General features: G+C 70.4%; 13 protein-coding genes. 8 read left to right on the top strand and 5 right to left on the bottom strand.

The annotated features are described in order from the left end of the window. Nucleotides 1–1,074 carry an energy-coupling factor ABC transporter permease gene (locus tag ACI2LP_RS13900; RefSeq protein ID WP_404724748.1) on the bottom strand — a complete coding sequence of 358 codons (1,074 nt, stop codon included), beginning with the start codon at nt 1,072–1,074 and terminating at the stop codon, nt 1–3. A 180-nt stretch (nt 1,075–1,254) separates the two neighbouring features. Here ACI2LP_RS13900 and ACI2LP_RS13895 point away from each other — a divergent pair, with 180 nt between their 5' ends. Beyond that, nucleotides 1,255–1,575: an SsgA family sporulation/cell division regulator gene (locus ACI2LP_RS13895; RefSeq protein ID WP_404724747.1), complete on the top strand. Its 321-nt coding sequence runs from the start codon at nt 1,255–1,257 to the stop codon at nt 1,573–1,575. A gap of 105 nt (nt 1,576–1,680) precedes the next feature. On the opposite strand, the gene ACI2LP_RS13890 is transcribed toward ACI2LP_RS13895, so the two are convergent. Further along, nucleotides 1,681–3,861 (bottom strand): MMPL family transporter, encoded by a 2,181-nt coding sequence (locus ACI2LP_RS13890; RefSeq protein ID WP_404724746.1) that lies wholly within the window; start codon nt 3,859–3,861, stop codon nt 1,681–1,683. Nucleotides 3,862–3,979: 118 nt separating this feature from the next. Then, nucleotides 3,980–4,552, bottom strand: a complete 573-nt coding sequence (locus tag ACI2LP_RS13885; RefSeq protein WP_404724745.1) for a TetR/AcrR family transcriptional regulator — start codon at nt 4,550–4,552, stop codon at nt 3,980–3,982. Nucleotides 4,553–4,743: 191 nt separating this feature from the next. Between ACI2LP_RS13885 and ACI2LP_RS13880 the strand changes: the two genes are divergently transcribed. Then, on the top strand, nt 4,744–8,031 hold the full coding sequence (locus tag ACI2LP_RS13880; protein ID WP_404724744.1) for a S41 family peptidase: 3,288 nt from the start codon (nt 4,744–4,746) through the stop codon (nt 8,029–8,031). 33 nt (nt 8,032–8,064) lie between these two features. Here the strand turns inward: ACI2LP_RS13880 and ACI2LP_RS13875 are convergent, their stop codons facing one another. Beyond that, nucleotides 8,065–8,679, bottom strand: coding sequence for a MerR family transcriptional regulator (locus ACI2LP_RS13875; protein ID WP_404724932.1), 615 nt, complete (start codon nt 8,677–8,679; stop codon nt 8,065–8,067). 156 nt (nt 8,680–8,835) lie between these two features. Between ACI2LP_RS13875 and ACI2LP_RS13870 the strand changes: the two genes are divergently transcribed. The 4 genes from ACI2LP_RS13870 to ACI2LP_RS13855 all read left to right on the top strand — a co-directional run bounded on the left by ACI2LP_RS13870 (nt 8,836) and on the right by ACI2LP_RS13855 (nt 12,402). After that, nucleotides 8,836–10,386 carry a flavin-containing monooxygenase gene (locus ACI2LP_RS13870; RefSeq protein WP_404724743.1) on the top strand — a complete coding sequence of 517 codons (1,551 nt, stop codon included), beginning with the start codon at nt 8,836–8,838 and terminating at the stop codon, nt 10,384–10,386. Next, a complete protein-coding gene (locus tag ACI2LP_RS13865; RefSeq protein WP_404724742.1) occupies nt 10,383–11,252 on the top strand; it encodes an alpha/beta fold hydrolase in 870 nt (289 codons plus the stop codon). Before ACI2LP_RS13870 ends, ACI2LP_RS13865 begins: the two co-directional genes overlap by 4 nt. Continuing rightward, nucleotides 11,249–12,130, top strand: coding sequence for an SDR family oxidoreductase (locus tag ACI2LP_RS13860; RefSeq protein WP_404724741.1), 882 nt, complete (start codon nt 11,249–11,251; stop codon nt 12,128–12,130). Before ACI2LP_RS13865 ends, ACI2LP_RS13860 begins: the two co-directional genes overlap by 4 nt. A 92-nt stretch (nt 12,131–12,222) precedes the next feature. Beyond that, nucleotides 12,223–12,402: a hypothetical protein gene (locus ACI2LP_RS13855; RefSeq protein WP_404724740.1), complete on the top strand. Its 180-nt coding sequence runs from the start codon at nt 12,223–12,225 to the stop codon at nt 12,400–12,402. A 590-nt stretch (nt 12,403–12,992) separates the two neighbouring features. Here ACI2LP_RS13855 and ACI2LP_RS13850 read toward each other — a convergent pair. Next, the gene (locus ACI2LP_RS13850; protein WP_404724739.1) at nt 12,993–13,790 is read right to left on the bottom strand and encodes an exodeoxyribonuclease III; all 798 of its coding nucleotides are present in this window, start codon (nt 13,788–13,790) and stop codon (nt 12,993–12,995) included. 62 nt (nt 13,791–13,852) lie between these two features. Here ACI2LP_RS13850 and ACI2LP_RS13845 point away from each other — a divergent pair, with 62 nt between their 5' ends. Together ACI2LP_RS13845 and ACI2LP_RS13840 are read left to right on the top strand one after the other, a co-directional pair. Then, a complete protein-coding gene (locus ACI2LP_RS13845; RefSeq protein WP_404724738.1) occupies nt 13,853–14,338 on the top strand; it encodes a GNAT family N-acetyltransferase in 486 nt (161 codons plus the stop codon). A 110-nt stretch (nt 14,339–14,448) separates the two neighbouring features. Beyond that, entirely contained in the window at nt 14,449–15,411 is a 963-nt protein-coding gene (locus tag ACI2LP_RS13840; RefSeq protein ID WP_404724737.1) for a trypsin-like serine peptidase, read from the top strand. Nucleotides 15,412–15,501: the final 90 nt, after the last annotated feature.

Below are 15,501 nucleotides of genomic sequence, written 5' to 3'. Positions count from 1 at the left end.
TCAGACGGCGTCCGGTACGCGTGCGGGCCCCGCGTCCTTCGTCTGGCGGCGGCGCACCGACCAGAAGATGCCGGTGCCCGCGGCGACCGTGACGCCGACGCCGATCACGCCCGCGAGGCCGCCGGAGATCCGGGCGTCGGCGATGTCCTTGACTCCGTAGTCGGCGAGTGGGGAGTCCTTCGCCGCGTGGTCCTCGACCTTTTTGTCGATGCCCTTGTCGGCGGCGACCTTCTCCAGGCCGTCGGGGCTCGCGGATGCGTAGTAGGAGACGAAGCCCGCCAGCACGAGGGCGGTGACCAGGCCGGTCGCCCAGACGGCCCGCAGGGACCGGGCGGCGACGGGGGCGGCCGCGGGGGCGTCGACGAGTTCGCCGCCGACGCGCAGCTTCAGCGGGGCGGCCAGTCCGCGGGCCCCGTGGACGAGGTCGGGGCGTACGGCGATGACGGCCCCGACCGTCAGCATGGTGATCGCGGCCTCGCCGATCCCGATCAGGACATGGACGCCGACCATCGCGGTGAGCACCTTGCCCACCGGGACATCGGTCGTCCCCCCGATCGCATAGATCGCGGTGAAGACGGTGGCCGCGGCAGGCACGGAGACGAGCGCGGCGGCGAAGGAGGCGACGGTCACCGAGCGGCGCTTGCGCGGCAGCACCGTGACCAGGCCGCGGAAGAGCGCGTACGAGACGACGACCGTGACGACGCCCATGACGGTGATGTTGACGCCGAGAGCGGTGAGGCCGCCGTCGGCGAAGAGGATGCCCTGCATCAGCAGCACGACGGATATGCAGAGCACGCCGGTGTAGGGACCGACGAGGATGGCGGCGAGCGCGCCTCCGAGCAGATGTCCGCTGGTGCCGGCGGCGACGGGGAAGTTCAGCATCTGCACGGCGAAGATGAACGCGGCGACGAGGCCCGCCAAGGGCGCGGTGTTCTCTCCCCCATGGCCTGCGGCATGGGAGGTACCCCCAAGCTCACGGCGGGCGCCGCGGATGCTGACGGCAACGGCACCGGCGGCGACGGCTCCGGCGGCCACCGACACCGGCGCGTTGATGAATCCGTCAGGGACATGCATGGCGGGCTCCGCTTCGGACAGATGAATAACTGTTCAATGATAGAGCCTTGTTGCAAACCATATGCAAGAGCAAGTTCGTCACAGATGGAGTCGAGCATCTGGCCGGATATATGGGACATTAGAGGACAAAGAGGACGAAGTGAGGAGCGGCCAATGTCACCCGTCGTCGAGAATCATGCATTGGCCAGAATCATTACCGACGCTCCCCAGTACCGATCCGTCGAGGTAACCCTGGGTTACGACCCGGAGGAGGATCCGCAGGCAGTGCGCTTCGGGTTCCCCAGCGGCCGCGCCTGGACGTTTCCCCGCGAACTGCTGGAGAAGGGGCTGCGCGTGCCGGCCCGCATCGGCGACGTCGGAGTCTGGCCGTGCGGCCGGGTGCTGGCCATCCTCGAGTTCCATACGCCGGACGGCGTAGCGGTGGTCCAGTTCGACTCGAAGACGCTGATCCGCTTTCTGCGGGAGACATACGAGATGGCCGCACCCGCCACCCGGAGGTGACGAGCGCGGCCATCGGGTTGCGCGACGGTCCCCGTCCCCACGGCGCCGTCGCGCTGCCGGGAGCACGTGCCGCTCAACAACGCACATCCCGGGGTCTACGCGGACTCAGACGCGCGCCAACGCGCGCTCCTCGTCCGGGTCCTGGGGACCGGCGTCCGCCGCGCCGCCCGCCAGTTCCTTGTGCAGCTTCTCGCCCTCCACGTCCACATTCGGCAGCACCCGGTCCAGCCAGCGCGGCAGCCACCACGCCTTGTGGCCGAGCAGCGCGAGCACGGCAGGCACGATCGCCATCCGGACCACGAAGGCGTCGAAGAAGACGGCGATCGCGAGACCGAAGCCGATCATCTTGATCATCTGCTCGCTCGAGCCGATGAAGCCGGAGAACACCGCGATCATGATCACGGCCGCGGCCGTGACCACCCGGGCCCCGTGCTTGAAGCCGGTGACGATCGCCTCGCCGGGCCGCTCGCCGTGGACATACGCCTCACGCATCCGCGTGACCAGGAAGACCTCGTAGTCCATGGCCAGGCCGAACACGACGCCCACCATGAAGATCGGCATCATCGACATGATCGGGCCGGTCTGCTCCACCCCGAACAGCGAGCCCAGCCAGCCCCATTGGAAGACCGCGACGACCGCGCCCAGCGCCGCGACGACGGACAGCAGGAAGCCGAGAGCCGCCTTCAGCGGCACCAGCACGGAGCGGAAGACCAGCATCAGCAGCAGGAAGGCGAGACCGACGACGAGCGCGAGATAGGGCAGCAGCGCGTCGTTCATCTTCTGCGAGAAGTCGATGTTCATCGCGGTGGCGCCGGTGACCAGCACATCGTCACCGCTGTCGGCCCGGATGGAGTGGACGAGGTCCTCGGTCTCGACCGAGGACGGGCGGTCCTTGGGGATGACCGTGATCATCGAGGTGTCGCCGGCCTTGTTCGGGGTCGGCGGCGTGACGGCCACGACGCCGTCGAGACCCCGGATCTGCTTGACCGTACGCTCGGCCGCGCTCTTGTCGCCGTCGACGACCACCAGCAGCGGGCCGCTGAAGCCGGGGCCGAAGCCGTCCGACAGCAGGTCGTACGCCTTGCGCTGGGTGGTCGAGACCGGCTGGGAGCCGTCGTCCGGCAGACCCATCTCCAGCGAGGCGGCCGGTACCGCGATGGCGCCGAGACCGACAACTCCGGCGAGCAGCACGGTGACCGGGCGGCGCAGTACGAAGCGCGACCAGCGGGTGCCCATGTTCGGCTTCTCGCTCGTCTGCTTGCCCTTGCGGACCTTGCGGCCGAGCACCCGCTTGCCGGCGAAGCCGAGCAGCGCGGGGATCAGGGTGAGCGCGATGAGGACCGCGATGACGACGGTGCCCGCGGCGGCGAAGCCCATCTTGGTGAGCATCGGGATGTTGACGACGGCGAGGCCGACCAGCGCGATGACCACGGTCAGGCCGGCGAAGACGACCGCGGAGCCCGCGGTGCCGACGGCCCGGCCGGCCGCCTCCTCGCGCTCGCGGCCCTCGGCCAGCTCGGCGCGGTAGCGGGAGACGATGAACAGCGCGTAGTCGATGCCGACCGCGAGGCCGATCATCGTCGCGAGCGTCGAGGTGGTGGAGCCCAGGTCGAGCACGTTGGCCAGCGCGGTGATGGTGGAGATGCCGATGCCCACGCCGATGATCGCGGTGAGCAGCGGAAGTCCGGCGGCGACCAGCGAGCCGAAGGTGATGACCAGCACCACAGCGGCGATGGCGACGCCGATGATCTCGCCCGGGCCGGTCTCCGGGGCGGCCTGCAGCGCGTCGCCGCCGATCTCCACGGTCAGCCCGGAGTCACGGGCCTCGGTGCCGGTCTTCTCCAGCGCCGTGCGGGTCTCGTCGGTCAGCTCCATCGAGCTGACCTTGTAGGTGACGGCCACGTATGCCGTACGGCCGTCCTTGGAGACCGCCTTGGCGGTGTACGGGTCGGCGACGGAGGCGACCTGGTCGGAGCCGTCCTTCAGCGCGGCGACCGCCTTGTTCACCTCGGCCTTGTTGGCCGCGTCGGTCATCTTGCCGCCGTCGGGCGCCTTGAAGACGACGCGGGCGGTCGCACCGTCGGGGCTGGCCCCGGGGAAGCGCTCTTCCAGCAGGTCGAAGGCCTTCTGCGCCTCCGTGCCCGGTATCGAGAAGGACGAGGAGGTGGCGGTGGACGCGGAGGCCGCGCCGACCCCGGCGAGCGCCAGCAGCGCCACCCACAGCAGGGCGACGAGGCGGCGGCGCCGGAAGGCGGACCGCCCGAGTTTGTAGAGAAACGTGGCCACGAGGGCGTACTCCCGTGTGTGAGGTGAACAGGGCATGGGGAGCCGGCCCGACGACGAGAGCGGCGCGCGTCAGGGTGGTGCGGGGAGGGATCAGCCGTACGGGGAGGTACGGAGGAGGTCAGACGCCGAGGGCGGGGAGAACCACGGCGTCCAGGTAGTCGGTGAGGAAGGTCCGGTCGGGGGTCCGGTCCTCGATCAGCTGCCGGGCGACGAACGCGCCGACCAGCATGTGCGGGACGAAGTCCAGCGCGCGGTTGTCCACGCTGACCTCGCCCCTTTCCACGGCCCGTCGCAGCAGCGTGTCGAGTCCGGTGATCTCGGGCTCGATCAGCAGCTCCCGCAGGGCCTGGTGGAGATCGGGGTTGCCGTGGATGGCCTGGGCCAGACCCCGCATCAGGGCGGAGTCCTTCTCCATCTGGCAGTCGTCGGTGCGCTCCAGCATCGCGTGGAAGTCGCCACGCAGGGTGCCGGTGTCGATGTCGGCGACACTCACCGGCTTGTTGTGCCGCAGCGCCCTGGCGACCAGCTCCGGCTTGCTCCGCCACTGGCGGTAGAGCGTGGCCTTGCTGGACCGGGTCCGGGCGGCGACGGCGTCCATCGTCAGGGCGTCGTAGCCGACCTCGCGCAGCAGGTCGAGCACGGCTTCGTACAGTTCTGCCTCGCGCTCGGGCGTGAGCCGGCTGCGCGTCATGGTCGACCTCCCGTCACTTCGCTGTCACCGTCAATGTCACCGTCACTGCCGAACGAAACGGTTTCGTACACCTTGACGTTACCCCCGACCGCCCGCGAAACGAAATCGTTTCGCTTGTGGCGTGAGTCACGGCGCGGATTCACCCCGCTCCACAAGTTGCCGCACCCCCGGAGCGCGGAAAGCATTGGGGGGTGAGTGACGACGTCGCGTATCTCCGTTTCCCTCATCTCCACGACGACGTGCTGTGCTTCGCCGCCGAGGACGACCTCTGGATCGCCCCGCTGGTACCGGCCGGGCAGCGGCCGGAACGCGCCTGGCGGCTCACCGTCGACCGCACCAGAGTCGGCCATCCGCGCTTCTCCCCCGACGGCAGCGAGATCGCGTACACGAGCTGGCGCAGCCTCGACCCGGAGATCCACCTGGCGCCGGTCGCCGGCGGGCCCGCGCGGCGGCTGAGCTACTGGGGCTCGACCGACACCCGGGTGTGCAGCTGGGACCCGGACGGCCACATCCTCGCCGTCTCCTCGCACGGCCAGCCGTTCTCGTACTTCTCCTGGGCCTACAAGGTGGACACCGACGGCTCCCCGGGCCGCCGGCTCCCCTGGGGCCCGGCCTCCGACATCCAGGTCATGGACACCGAGGGAGAACACCGCACGCTGCTGCTCACCGGCAAGCCGCCGCACGAGCCGGCCGCCTGGAAGCGGTATCGCGGCGGGGCGACGGGCCGGCTCTGGCTGCATGGCGAGCGGCTGCTCGCCGATCTGAACGGCCATCTGGACTGCCCGATGTTCGTCTCGGGTCGCATCGCGTTCCTCTCCGACCACGAGGGCATCGGCAATCTCTACTCCTGCCGGCCCGACGGGACCGATCTCCAGCGGCACACCGATCATGACGCCTTCTATGCCCGGCACGCCTCGAGCGACGGTCGCAGGGTTGTCTACCAGTGCGCGGGCGACCTGTGGATCGTCGACGAACTGACGCCGGACGCCGAGCCGCGCAAGCTGGCGGTGCGGCTCGGCGGGCCGCGCGCCGGACGGCGTACGTACCAGGTGCCCGCCGCCCATCACGTGAACGCGATCGCGGTGGACACGACGGGGCGGGCCAGCGCCGTCTCCGTACGCGGCAGCCTGTACTGGCTCACGCACCGCGACGGTCCGGCGCGGACGATCGCGGACACCCCGGGCGTACGGGTCCGGAGGCCGGAGATGCTCGGCAGCAGCGGCCAGGTCGCGTATGTCACCGACGCGGACGGCGAGGACGCGATCGAGATCGCCCATCTGCCGCGGGCGAGCGGCGACCGGGAGCCGCGGCGGCTGGCCTCCGGCGAGCTGGGCCGGGTCCAGGAGCTGGTCTCGGACCCGGACGGGGAGCGGCTCGCGATCGCCTCGCACGACGGCCGCCTGCTGCTGATCGACGCGAGCGAGGAGGCCGGGGAAGGTGAGGTCACCGAACTGATCCGCTCCGGCAACGGCCCGGTCCGCGATCTGGCGTTCTCGCCCGACGGGCACTGGCTGACCTGGTCGCACCCGGGCATCGGCCGCTCGCTGCGGCAGATCAAGATGGCGCGCATCAACGACCGTACGATCGTCGACGTCACCAACGGCCGCTTCGAGGACGAGAATCCGGTCTTCACGCGCGACGGCCGCTACCTCGCGTTTCTGTCCTGGCGGGGCTTCGACCCGGTGTACGACGTGCATACCGGGGACCTGTCCTTCCCGCTGGGCTGCCGCCCCTATCTCGTACCGCTGTCCTCGGCCACTCCCTCGCCCTTCGCGCTGCTGCCGGACGGACGGCCCGCGGCGGGCGGGCTCGACCCTCTGGACGAGCCCGCCAACGGGGGCGGGGACGGAACGGTGACGGTCGAGGTCGAGGGGCTGGAGAGCCGGGTGACACCCCTCCCGGTGTCGGCCTCCAAGTACTCGGCGCTCCATCCCGTCAGCGGCGGTGGCCTGGTCTGGCTGCGCTGGCCGATCTCCGGGGCGCTCGGCGAGACCTTCGCCAACCCGGCGGACACCTCCGGCCGCCCCGCCCTCGAACACTTCGACATCACCAAGGCGCGGCGGACCGAACTCGTCGGCCATGTCGACTGGTTCTCGGTCAGCGGCGACGGCAGCCGGCTGGTGGTCGTGGACGAAGGGGAGCTGCGGGCCGTCCCGGCGACCGAGTCCGGCGACATCGACTCGACGGTCTATCTGGACCTGCGCCGGATCCTGCACCAGGTGGACCCGGCGTCCGAATGGCGCCAGGCGTACGACGAGGCGGGCCGGATCATCCGCGCGTACTTCTGGGAGCCCGGCATGTGCGGGATCGACTGGGACGCGGTGCTCGATCAGTACCGTCCGCTGGTCGAACGTGTCGCGGCGCCGGACGAGTTCGCTGATCTGCTGCGCGAGGTGCTGGGCGAACTGGGCACGTCCCATGCGTACGTCACGCCCGCCCGGCGCAACGAGGGGCCGCCGCACTACCAGCGGCCGATGGGGCTGCTGGGGGCGAATCTGGTCCGCCGGAACGGCGACTGGGTGGTCGCCAGGATTCTGCCGGGCGAATCGTCCGACTCCAAGGCGCGCTCGCCGCTGGCGGGCACGGGCATCCGCGACGGCGCGATCCTCACGCATGTGGACGGCCGGCGGGTGGATCCGGTGACGGGCCCCTACCCGATGCTCTCGGCGGCCGGCGGCACGACCGTCGAGCTGACCTTCCGGCCGCCGGAGGGCGATGGGCCCTCCCGGCGGGTCGCGGTCGTCCCGCTGGTGGACGAGCGGCCGCTGCGGTACCAGGACTGGGTGGCCAAACGCCGTGAGGTGGTACGGGAGTTGAGCGGCGATACGTGCGGCTATCTGCATATCCCGGACATGGGCGGCTCGGGCTGGGCCCAGTTCAACCGCGATCTGCGGATGGCGATGTCGCGCCCCGCGCTGATCGTGGACGTGCGGGGCAACGCGGGCGGCCACATCAGCGAGCTGGTGATCGAGAAACTGACCCGCAAGATCATCGGCTGGGACCTGACGCGGAACGCCCAGCCCGTCTCGTACGCCTCCAACGCGCCACGCGGCCCGATCGTCGCGCTGGCCGACGAGGCGACGTCCTCCGACGGCGACATGATCACGGCGGCGTTCAAACTGCTGGGCCTGGGCCCGGTGGTGGGCAGCCGGACATGGGGCGGCGTGGTGGGCATGACGGGCCGCCACCGCCTGGGCGACGGCACGGTGATCACGGTCCCGATGAACGCGGCGTGGTTCGACGCGTACGGCTGGTCCATCGAGAACCACGGCGTCGACCCGGACGTGGACGCGCTGCGCACCCCCCTGGACTGGGCCGAGGGCCGCCATGTACAGCTGGACGACGCCATCCAACTGGCACTGGAGCTGCTGAAGACCCACCCCGCGGCGACTCCGCCGGACTACGAGGGAACACCGGATCTACGCCGCCCGAAGCTTCCGCCGCGCCGGAAGGGACGTGGGGGGCGGCGGCGGAAGTGACATGGGAGCGCCCCCATGTTCGCGAGCGCCCGGCTACTTCCTCAGCCGCCGGTCCATGGCCATGGAGAGCTCCGCCTCCACCACGCTCTTCGCCAGCGGGCGCAGCCTCTCCACTTCGCCCTCCGCCGTGTGGGCCTGCAGGGTCTCGACGAAGAGGTCCGCCAGGGCATCGGCGTGGGCGCGCACCTTGCGGCCCACCTCCAGGACCTCCGAGAGCGGCACGCCCTCCCGTACCAGTGCCGAGGAGACCTCCAGCAGGCGGCGGCTGATGTGGACGATCTCGTCGCCGTCCGTCGCCAGATAGCCGAGGTCCAGCGCGGCCGCCAGGTTCTCGGGGGTGACCTCGCCCTCGAAGTAGTCGGCCAGTTCCTGGGGGGTGAGCCGGATCGGCTCCTCCTCGGTGGGAGCGCCCAGACCCAGGACGTCGCCGACGTCCCGGCCGCTCTCGAACGCCGTGGCCAGATCCGCGATCCCGTTCAGTGTGTGGCCGCGCTCCAGCAGCGCGGCGATCGTACGCAGCCTGGCCAGGTGGTGGTCGTCGTACCACGCGATACGGCCCTCGCGGCGAGGCGGGGGTACCAGCCCGCGCTCGCGGTAGAAGCGCAACGTGCGCACCGTGATGCCGGCCTCCTTGGCCAGCTCTTCCATGCGGTACTCGCGTACGTCTGCCACAGCGGAAGCCTATGTTGTACCACCGGTAACTTGTCGCGTCCTACCCCTACCGCAAGGTATGCCGCTCCTCTACTCTCCCAACCATGCCAGTGATTGCTGGCATGGTTGGGACGTCCAGCGGGAGGCGGCGGCATGGGCCAGCGCGAGCACTCACGACACGAGCACGTACGGGTGGCGGTGATCGGATCCGGCTTCGGCGGCCTGGGCGCCGCGGTCCGGCTGCGCCGCGAAGGGATCACCGACTTCGTCGTCCTGGAGCGTGCGGACTCGGTCGGCGGGACCTGGCGGGACAACAGCTACCCCGGGTGCGCCTGTGACGTGCCCTCGCACCTCTACTCGTTCTCCTTCGCGCCCAACCCCGACTGGCCCCGTACCTTCTCCGGCCAGGAGCACATCCGCGCCTATCTGGAGCATGTCGCGGACACCTTCCGGCTCCGCTCCCACATCCGCTTCAACCACGAAGTGCTGATGATGCGCTGGGACCGCGACGAACTGCGCTGGGAGATCGAGACCTCCCAGGGGACACTCACCGCGGATGTGGTCGTCTCCGCGACCGGACCGCTGTCCGACCCCAAGATCCCGGAGATCCCGGGTCTCGCCGAATTCCCCGGCAAGGTCTTCCACTCCTCCCGCTGGGACCACGACTACGACCTGCGCGGCAAGCGCGTCGCCATGATCGGCACCGGCGCGTCCGCGATCCAGATCGTGCCCGCGATCCAGCCGCAGGCCGCGAAGCTGACCCTCTTCCAGCGCACGCCGCCGTGGGTGTTGCCGCGGATGGACCGGCAGATCACGGGAGTCGAGCGCTGGCTGCACCGGCAGCTGCCGTTCACCGGGGTCGCGCGGCGCGGACTGCTGTGGGGCATCAGGGAGTTGCAGGTCTCGGCCTTCACCAAGCGCCCGAACGAGCTCGGGCTGATCGAGGCGATGGCCAGGGCGAACATGGCCAAGTCCATCAAGGACCCGGCCCTGCGGGCCACGTTGACGCCCTCGTACCGCATCGGCTGCAAGCGGATCCTGCTGTCGAGCGAGTACTACCCGGCGCTCGCCAGGACCAATGTGGATGTGGTGGCCTCCGGGCTGGCGGAGGTACGGGGATCGACGCTCGTCGCCGCCGACGGTACGCAGACCGAGGCAGACGCGATCGTCTTCGGCACCGGATTCCATGTGACGGACATGCCGATCGCCGACCGCGTGGTCGGCGCGGACGGGATCACCCTCGCCAAGTCGTGGAAGGACGGGATGCAGTCGCTGCGCGGCGCGACCGCGGCCGGTTTCCCCAACTGGATGACGATCATCGGCCCCAACACGGGGCTGGGGAACTCCTCGATGATCCTGATGATCGAGTCGCAGCTGAACTACATGGCCGACTACATGCGGCAGTTGAACGTCCTGGGCGGACGCGCGGCGCTGGCCGCCCGGCCGTCCGCGGTGGGCGCGTGGAACCGGCGGGTGCAGGAGCGGATGAAGCGGACCGTGTGGCAGACCGGCGGCTGCACCAGCTGGTATCTGGACGCCAACGGCCGCAACACGACGATCTGGCCGGGGACGACGGGGGAGTTCCGGAAGGCGACGCGTGCGGTGGACCTCGCGGAGTACGAGGTCGTACGCGTACCCGCGAAGGATGTCCGGCCTGCCGTGGAGGCCGCGGAAGCCTCCGAAGCCGCGGAGGTTGCGCGATGAGCCGGACACTGACCGCCGTCTCGGCCGACGGATCGCAGATCCATGTCGAGGTGCACGGCCCGGACGGCGCGCCCGCCGTCGTACTGGCCCACGGCTGGACCTGCTCGACCGAGTTCTGGGCCGCGCAGATCCGGGAACTGGCGGGCGATCACCGGGTCGTCGTCTACGACCAGCGGGGGCACGGCCGCACCCCGGCCACCGCGGTCGGCACCGACGTACTCGCCGACGACCTGGAGGCGGTGCTCGGCGCCGCACTGTCGCCGGGCGAGAAGGCCGTGCTCGCCGGGCACTCGATGGGCGGGATGACGCTGATGGCGGCGTCCGGGCGGGCCGCGTTCACGGAGCACGCGGCGTCGGTGCTGCTGTGCAGTACGGGCAGTTCACGGCTGATCGACGAGTCCCTGATACTGCCGATGCGCGCCGGGCGGCTGCGCACGAGACTCACCGGGCTGATCCTCGGCGCGCGAGCCCCGCTCGGTCCCGTGACGCCGCTCTCCAAGCGCATCCTCAAGTACGCGACGATGGGCCCCGGTTCGGCGCCGGAGCGGGTCGCGGAGTGCGCCCGTATCGTGCACGCCTGCCCACGGATGTCCCGGGTGACCTGGTCGCAGGTACTCGCCGGGCTCGATCTCGACGCGGGTGTACGGGAGTTGAGGGTGCCCACGGTCGTGCTGTCGGGCACGGCGGACCGGCTCACTCCGATCGTGCACGCGCGGCGTCTTGCCGCCGCGCTGCCCCAGTGCCTGGAGCTCGTGGAGCTCGACGGGATGGGACACATGACGCCCGTGGAGGCGCCGGAGGCTGTCACCGCGAAGATCCGTGAGCTGGTGACTACGTTGGTGAAGGCGAAGGAGGAGGCCGCATGAGCAGGGTGAGCCTGGAGGGACAGGTCGCGGTCGTCACCGGCGCGGCACGAGGCGTGGGCGAGCTGCTGGCCCGCAAGCTCTCGGCGCGCGGCGCGACAGTGGCACTGGTCGGCCTGGAGCCGGACGAGCTGAAGCAGGTCTCGGGCAAGCTGCACACCGACAGCGACTGGTGGCATGCCGACGTCACGGACCACGGGGCGATGACGCAGGTCGCGCAGGAGGTCAAGGAACGCTTCGGCAAGGTCGACATCGTGGTCGCGAACGCAGGCGTGGCCTCGGGCGGTCCTTTCCTGGACTCGGACCCGGTGGCGTGGCGGCGGGTGATCGAGGTCAATCTGATCGGGAGTGCGGTGACGGGGCGGGCGTTCCTGCCGGTCCTGATGGAGAGCCGGGGCTACTTCCTGCAGATCGCGTCGCTGGCGGCGATCACGCCGGCGCCGATGATGACGGCGTACTGCGCGTCGAAATCGGGCGTGGAGGCGTTCGCGCACAGCCTGCGGGCGGAGGTCGGCCACCGGGGTGTGCGGGTCGGTGTCGGCTATCTGTCCTGGACGGACACGGACATGGTGCGGGGCGCGGACCAGGACGAGGTGATGCGGGAGCTGCGGCAGCGGCTGCCGTGGCCGGCGAACCGTACCTACCCGCTGGGCCCGGCAGTGGACCGGATCGTGGCGGGGATCGAACGGCGTTCCCCGCATGTGTACGCACAGTGGTGGCTGCGGGGGATGCAGTCGGTGCGGGGGTATCTGCCGTCACTCATCGGCGTGGTGGGCCAGCGGGAGATGAGGCGCTTCGAACCGCGGCTCGGCGGGGTCGGGAAGGGGCTCGTGGGGGCGGGCGGGGCGGCGGACGAGGCGGAGCGCACGCAGCGGCATTGATCGAAATGCGTGGAATGTTCCTGCGTGCCAGGCTGGTCGGGGGTCCGGGGGTGTTCGTCCTCGGCCCCTCACACCCCGAGGAGTGAACTTCCATGGGCAGGAAAGGCCAGTCCCAGGACAAGAAGAAGCTCAAGGAACAGCCGAAGCGGGCGCCGAGCAGCAGGCACGACGAGGCGTGGGAGCGGACTGCGCAGGGGGATGAGCTGGTGCGGCCTACGGACGAGATGATGCGCGAGGCGGAGGACAAGTTCCGCCAGGACTACAGGGACTGAAGGGTGCGGGTGGTGTGAGGGGCGCGTTTTCCCCACCCGCCCGCCCTGAAATGTGGGGGTACGGGGTACCCCCACACCCCCTGACTGCCGCGGCAGCTTCGCGCCGCGGCTTCGGCCTGCCGTGCGGGGCAGACCGCGGCTGCCCCGCACGGCCCGACGGGTGCGCGGGGCGACGCGGCGGCTGCGCAGACCGGGGATACGGGGCCACGCGCGGCGCATACTGCCGCGGACCGGGGTCGCAGAGCCACCCCGCGGAGCGAAGCTGCCGCAGACGGGGGTGACGGAGCCGTCCCGCGGCGCGAAGCTGCCGCACCGGGGTGCGGGGGCGTCAGCCCCCGCGAACCCCTCCCCCCGGCCCGCAGGGCGGGGCTGAATTTTCAGCCCGTCCGGCGATTGAGGACTGGGAGTCTGGGGGCGAAGCCCCCAGTTTCGGGAAGGGGCGGGGTGGGGGAACAAGCCCCGGCCCGAGCCACGGCACCCCGCAGATACGCGCCCCGCGGCGCGAAGCTGCCGCACCCGGCGTACGCGGCGTCAGCCCCGCGAACACTTCCCCCGGGGTCCGGGGCAGAGCCCCGGTTCGGGGAACCCACCTACAGCTCATACACCGCGCTCACCGGCGCATGATCACTCCACCGCTCCCCATGCGTCGCCGCCCGCTCCACCCACGCCTTCACCGCGCGCCCCGCCAGCCCCACCGTCGCCACCTGATAGTCGATCCGCCACCCCGTGTCGTTGTCGAAGGCCCGCCCCCGGTACGACCACCACGAGTACGGCCCCTCCACATCCGGATGCAGCGCCCGCATCACGTCCACGTACTCCGCCTCGTCGAAGACCCGGGACAGCCACTCCCGCTCCTCCGGCAGAAAGCCGGAGTTCTTCTTGTTGCCCCGCCAGTTCTTGAGGTCCGCCTCGCGGTGCGCGATGTTCCAGTCGCCGCACACCACCACCTCACGGCCGTCCGCCGCCGACCGCGCCTTCAGTTCGCGCAGATACGGCAGGAACTCCGCCATGAACCGCATCTTCTCGTCCTGCTTCTCCGTCCCCACCTCCCCCGACGGCAGGTACAGGCTCGCGACCGTGACGCCCGGCAGATCCGCCTCGACGTACCGACCACTCGCGTCGAACTCGCTCGACCCGAAGCCGGTTTGCACCCGGTCCGGCTCACGCCGCGTATAGAGGGAGACGCCCGCGCGCCCCTTCGCCAGGGCCGGGGCGTGCACCGTGTGCCAGCCGGCCGGCTCGCGGACCTCGTCCGGGAGCTGGTGTGCCTCGGCCCGTACCTCCTGGAGGCAGATCACATCCGCGGCAGTGCCGGCCAGCCACTCCACGAAGCCCTTCTTGGCCGCGGCGCGCAGCCCATTCACATTCACGGTCGTCACGGTGAGCATCCCGGCACCCTACCGAGCACCAGACCGGCAGCCCGCATTCGCATACACGTACCCTCTTACGCATGCATTTCCGCCAGGTGCCCTTCGACCACCCCGACGCCGTCAAGCTCAACGACGAGGTCCAGCTCGAATACGCCCGCAGGTACGGGGACGGGGGCGATGCCACCCCCCTCGACCCCTCGATGTTCATGCCGCCGCTCGGGCTCTACCTCCTGGCGTACGACGATCAGGACCGCCCCGTGGCGACCGGCGGCTGGCGCTGCCAGGACGAGAACGACGAGGGCTACAGCGACGGCGACGCCGAGCTCAAGCGCATGTATGTGATCCCCGAGGTGCGCGGTCTCGGTCTCGCCCGCCGGATTCTCACCGCCCTGGAGGACGACGCCCGCGCCGCCGGCCGTGTCCGGATGGTGCTGGAGACCGGTACCAAGCAGCCCGAGGCGATCGCGCTCTACACCTCTGCCGGCTATGAGACGTGCGCGAAATTCGGTCACTACCGCGAGTACGAGAACAGCCGCTGCTTCGCGAAGGCCTTGTCGCGCCCCTGACATAATTGCGCTTCCCGTGGCACTCTGCCTCACGCACGCCGATCCGCACCGCCTCATTCCCCACCCTGCCCGCGCGACACCACGCGCGGGCACGGCAGAAGGAGATATGCGTGAGACGCCATCGCACTGCCGCAGCGATCCTGCTGGCCGTCGGCACCCTGGTCGCCGGCGCACTGTCGGCCACCGCCGCCGGCGCCGCCCCCGCTCCCTCCCCCACCCCCACGGTCTTCAAGCAGCAGCAGACGAAGGGCTTTTGGACCGCCGAGCGGATGCGCCACGCAACCCCGCTCGATCTGCTGCCGCTGACCCGGAACGGGCTCAAGGCGCTCAGGGCCCCGAAGCGCGGGGGCACTGAGACCCGCATATCCCCCACCGGCGTCTCGGTCATGTCCTTCCCGCAGGCGGGCGGAGCATGGACGGGCGGCGGCGCGGTGGTCAAGACGTCCGGCCGGGTCTTCTTCACCTTCCAGGGGCGTACGGCCTCCTGCTCGGGCGACTCGGTCACCAGCCAGAACGGCAGCACGGTGATCACGGCGGGCCACTGCGTGAAGTACCAGGGCAGCTGGCACACCAACTGGGTCTTCGTGCCCGCGTACAGCAACGGCCAGGCGCCGTACGGCCAGTGGAGCGCCACCAAGACGCTGACCACCCCGCAGTGGCAGGCGAGCGAGGACATCAACTACGACGTCGGCGCGGCGGTCGTCGCCCCGCTGAACGGCCAGAAGCTCGCCTCGGTCGTCGGTGCGCAGGGCCTGTCCTTCAACGGCGGCTACAACAAGCAGATGTACGCCTTCGGCTTCCCCGCGGCCGCTCCGTACGACGGGACCAAGCTGGTCTACTGCAGCGGGAACTCCTCGAAGGACTTCCTCTTCTCGCAGGACCACAGCCTGGGCTGCAATATGACGGGCGGCTCCAGCGGCGGCCCCTGGTTCACGTCCTTCAGCGAGTCCGCCGGCACCGGTCTGCAGGCCTCGGTGAACAGCTTCGGCTACACCTTCCTGCCGAACCGGATGTTCGGCCCGTACTTCGGCAATGACGCGAAGGCGCTCTACGACAAGGCCCAGGTCTCCTGAGCCGCGCGGGCGGTCGGCGGGGGCGGCTCGGCTCCCGCCGGTCTCCCCCGGCGCTTCGGCGGACAACCCCCGTAAGTCGCCCGCGAGTTG

It is taken from the genome of Streptomyces sp. NPDC019890 (assembly GCF_044903445.1).
GTDB lineage: Bacteria > Actinomycetota > Actinomycetes > Streptomycetales > Streptomycetaceae > Streptomyces.
This window is presented reverse-complemented; position numbering and strand designations above follow the sequence as displayed.

Coding starts and splice junctions, on each gene's coding strand:
- ACI2LP_RS13900 (WP_404724748.1), bottom strand. CDS start 1,074: ATGCATGTCCCTGACGGATTCATCAACGCGCCGGTGTCGGTGGCCGCC.
- ACI2LP_RS13885 (WP_404724745.1), bottom strand. CDS start 4,552: ATGACGCGCAGCCGGCTCACGCCCGAGCGCGAGGCAGAACTGTACGAA.
- ACI2LP_RS13875 (WP_404724932.1), bottom strand. CDS start 8,679: ATGGAAGAGCTGGCCAAGGAGGCCGGCATCACGGTGCGCACGTTGCGC.
- ACI2LP_RS13870 (WP_404724743.1), top strand. CDS start 8,836: ATGGGCCAGCGCGAGCACTCACGACACGAGCACGTACGGGTGGCGGTG.
- ACI2LP_RS13865 (WP_404724742.1), top strand. CDS start 10,383: ATGAGCCGGACACTGACCGCCGTCTCGGCCGACGGATCGCAGATCCAT.
- ACI2LP_RS13860 (WP_404724741.1), top strand. CDS start 11,249: ATGAGCAGGGTGAGCCTGGAGGGACAGGTCGCGGTCGTCACCGGCGCG.
- ACI2LP_RS13855 (WP_404724740.1), top strand. CDS start 12,223: ATGGGCAGGAAAGGCCAGTCCCAGGACAAGAAGAAGCTCAAGGAACAG.
- ACI2LP_RS13850 (WP_404724739.1), bottom strand. CDS start 13,790: ATGCTCACCGTGACGACCGTGAATGTGAATGGGCTGCGCGCCGCGGCC.
- ACI2LP_RS13845 (WP_404724738.1), top strand. CDS start 13,853: ATGCATTTCCGCCAGGTGCCCTTCGACCACCCCGACGCCGTCAAGCTC.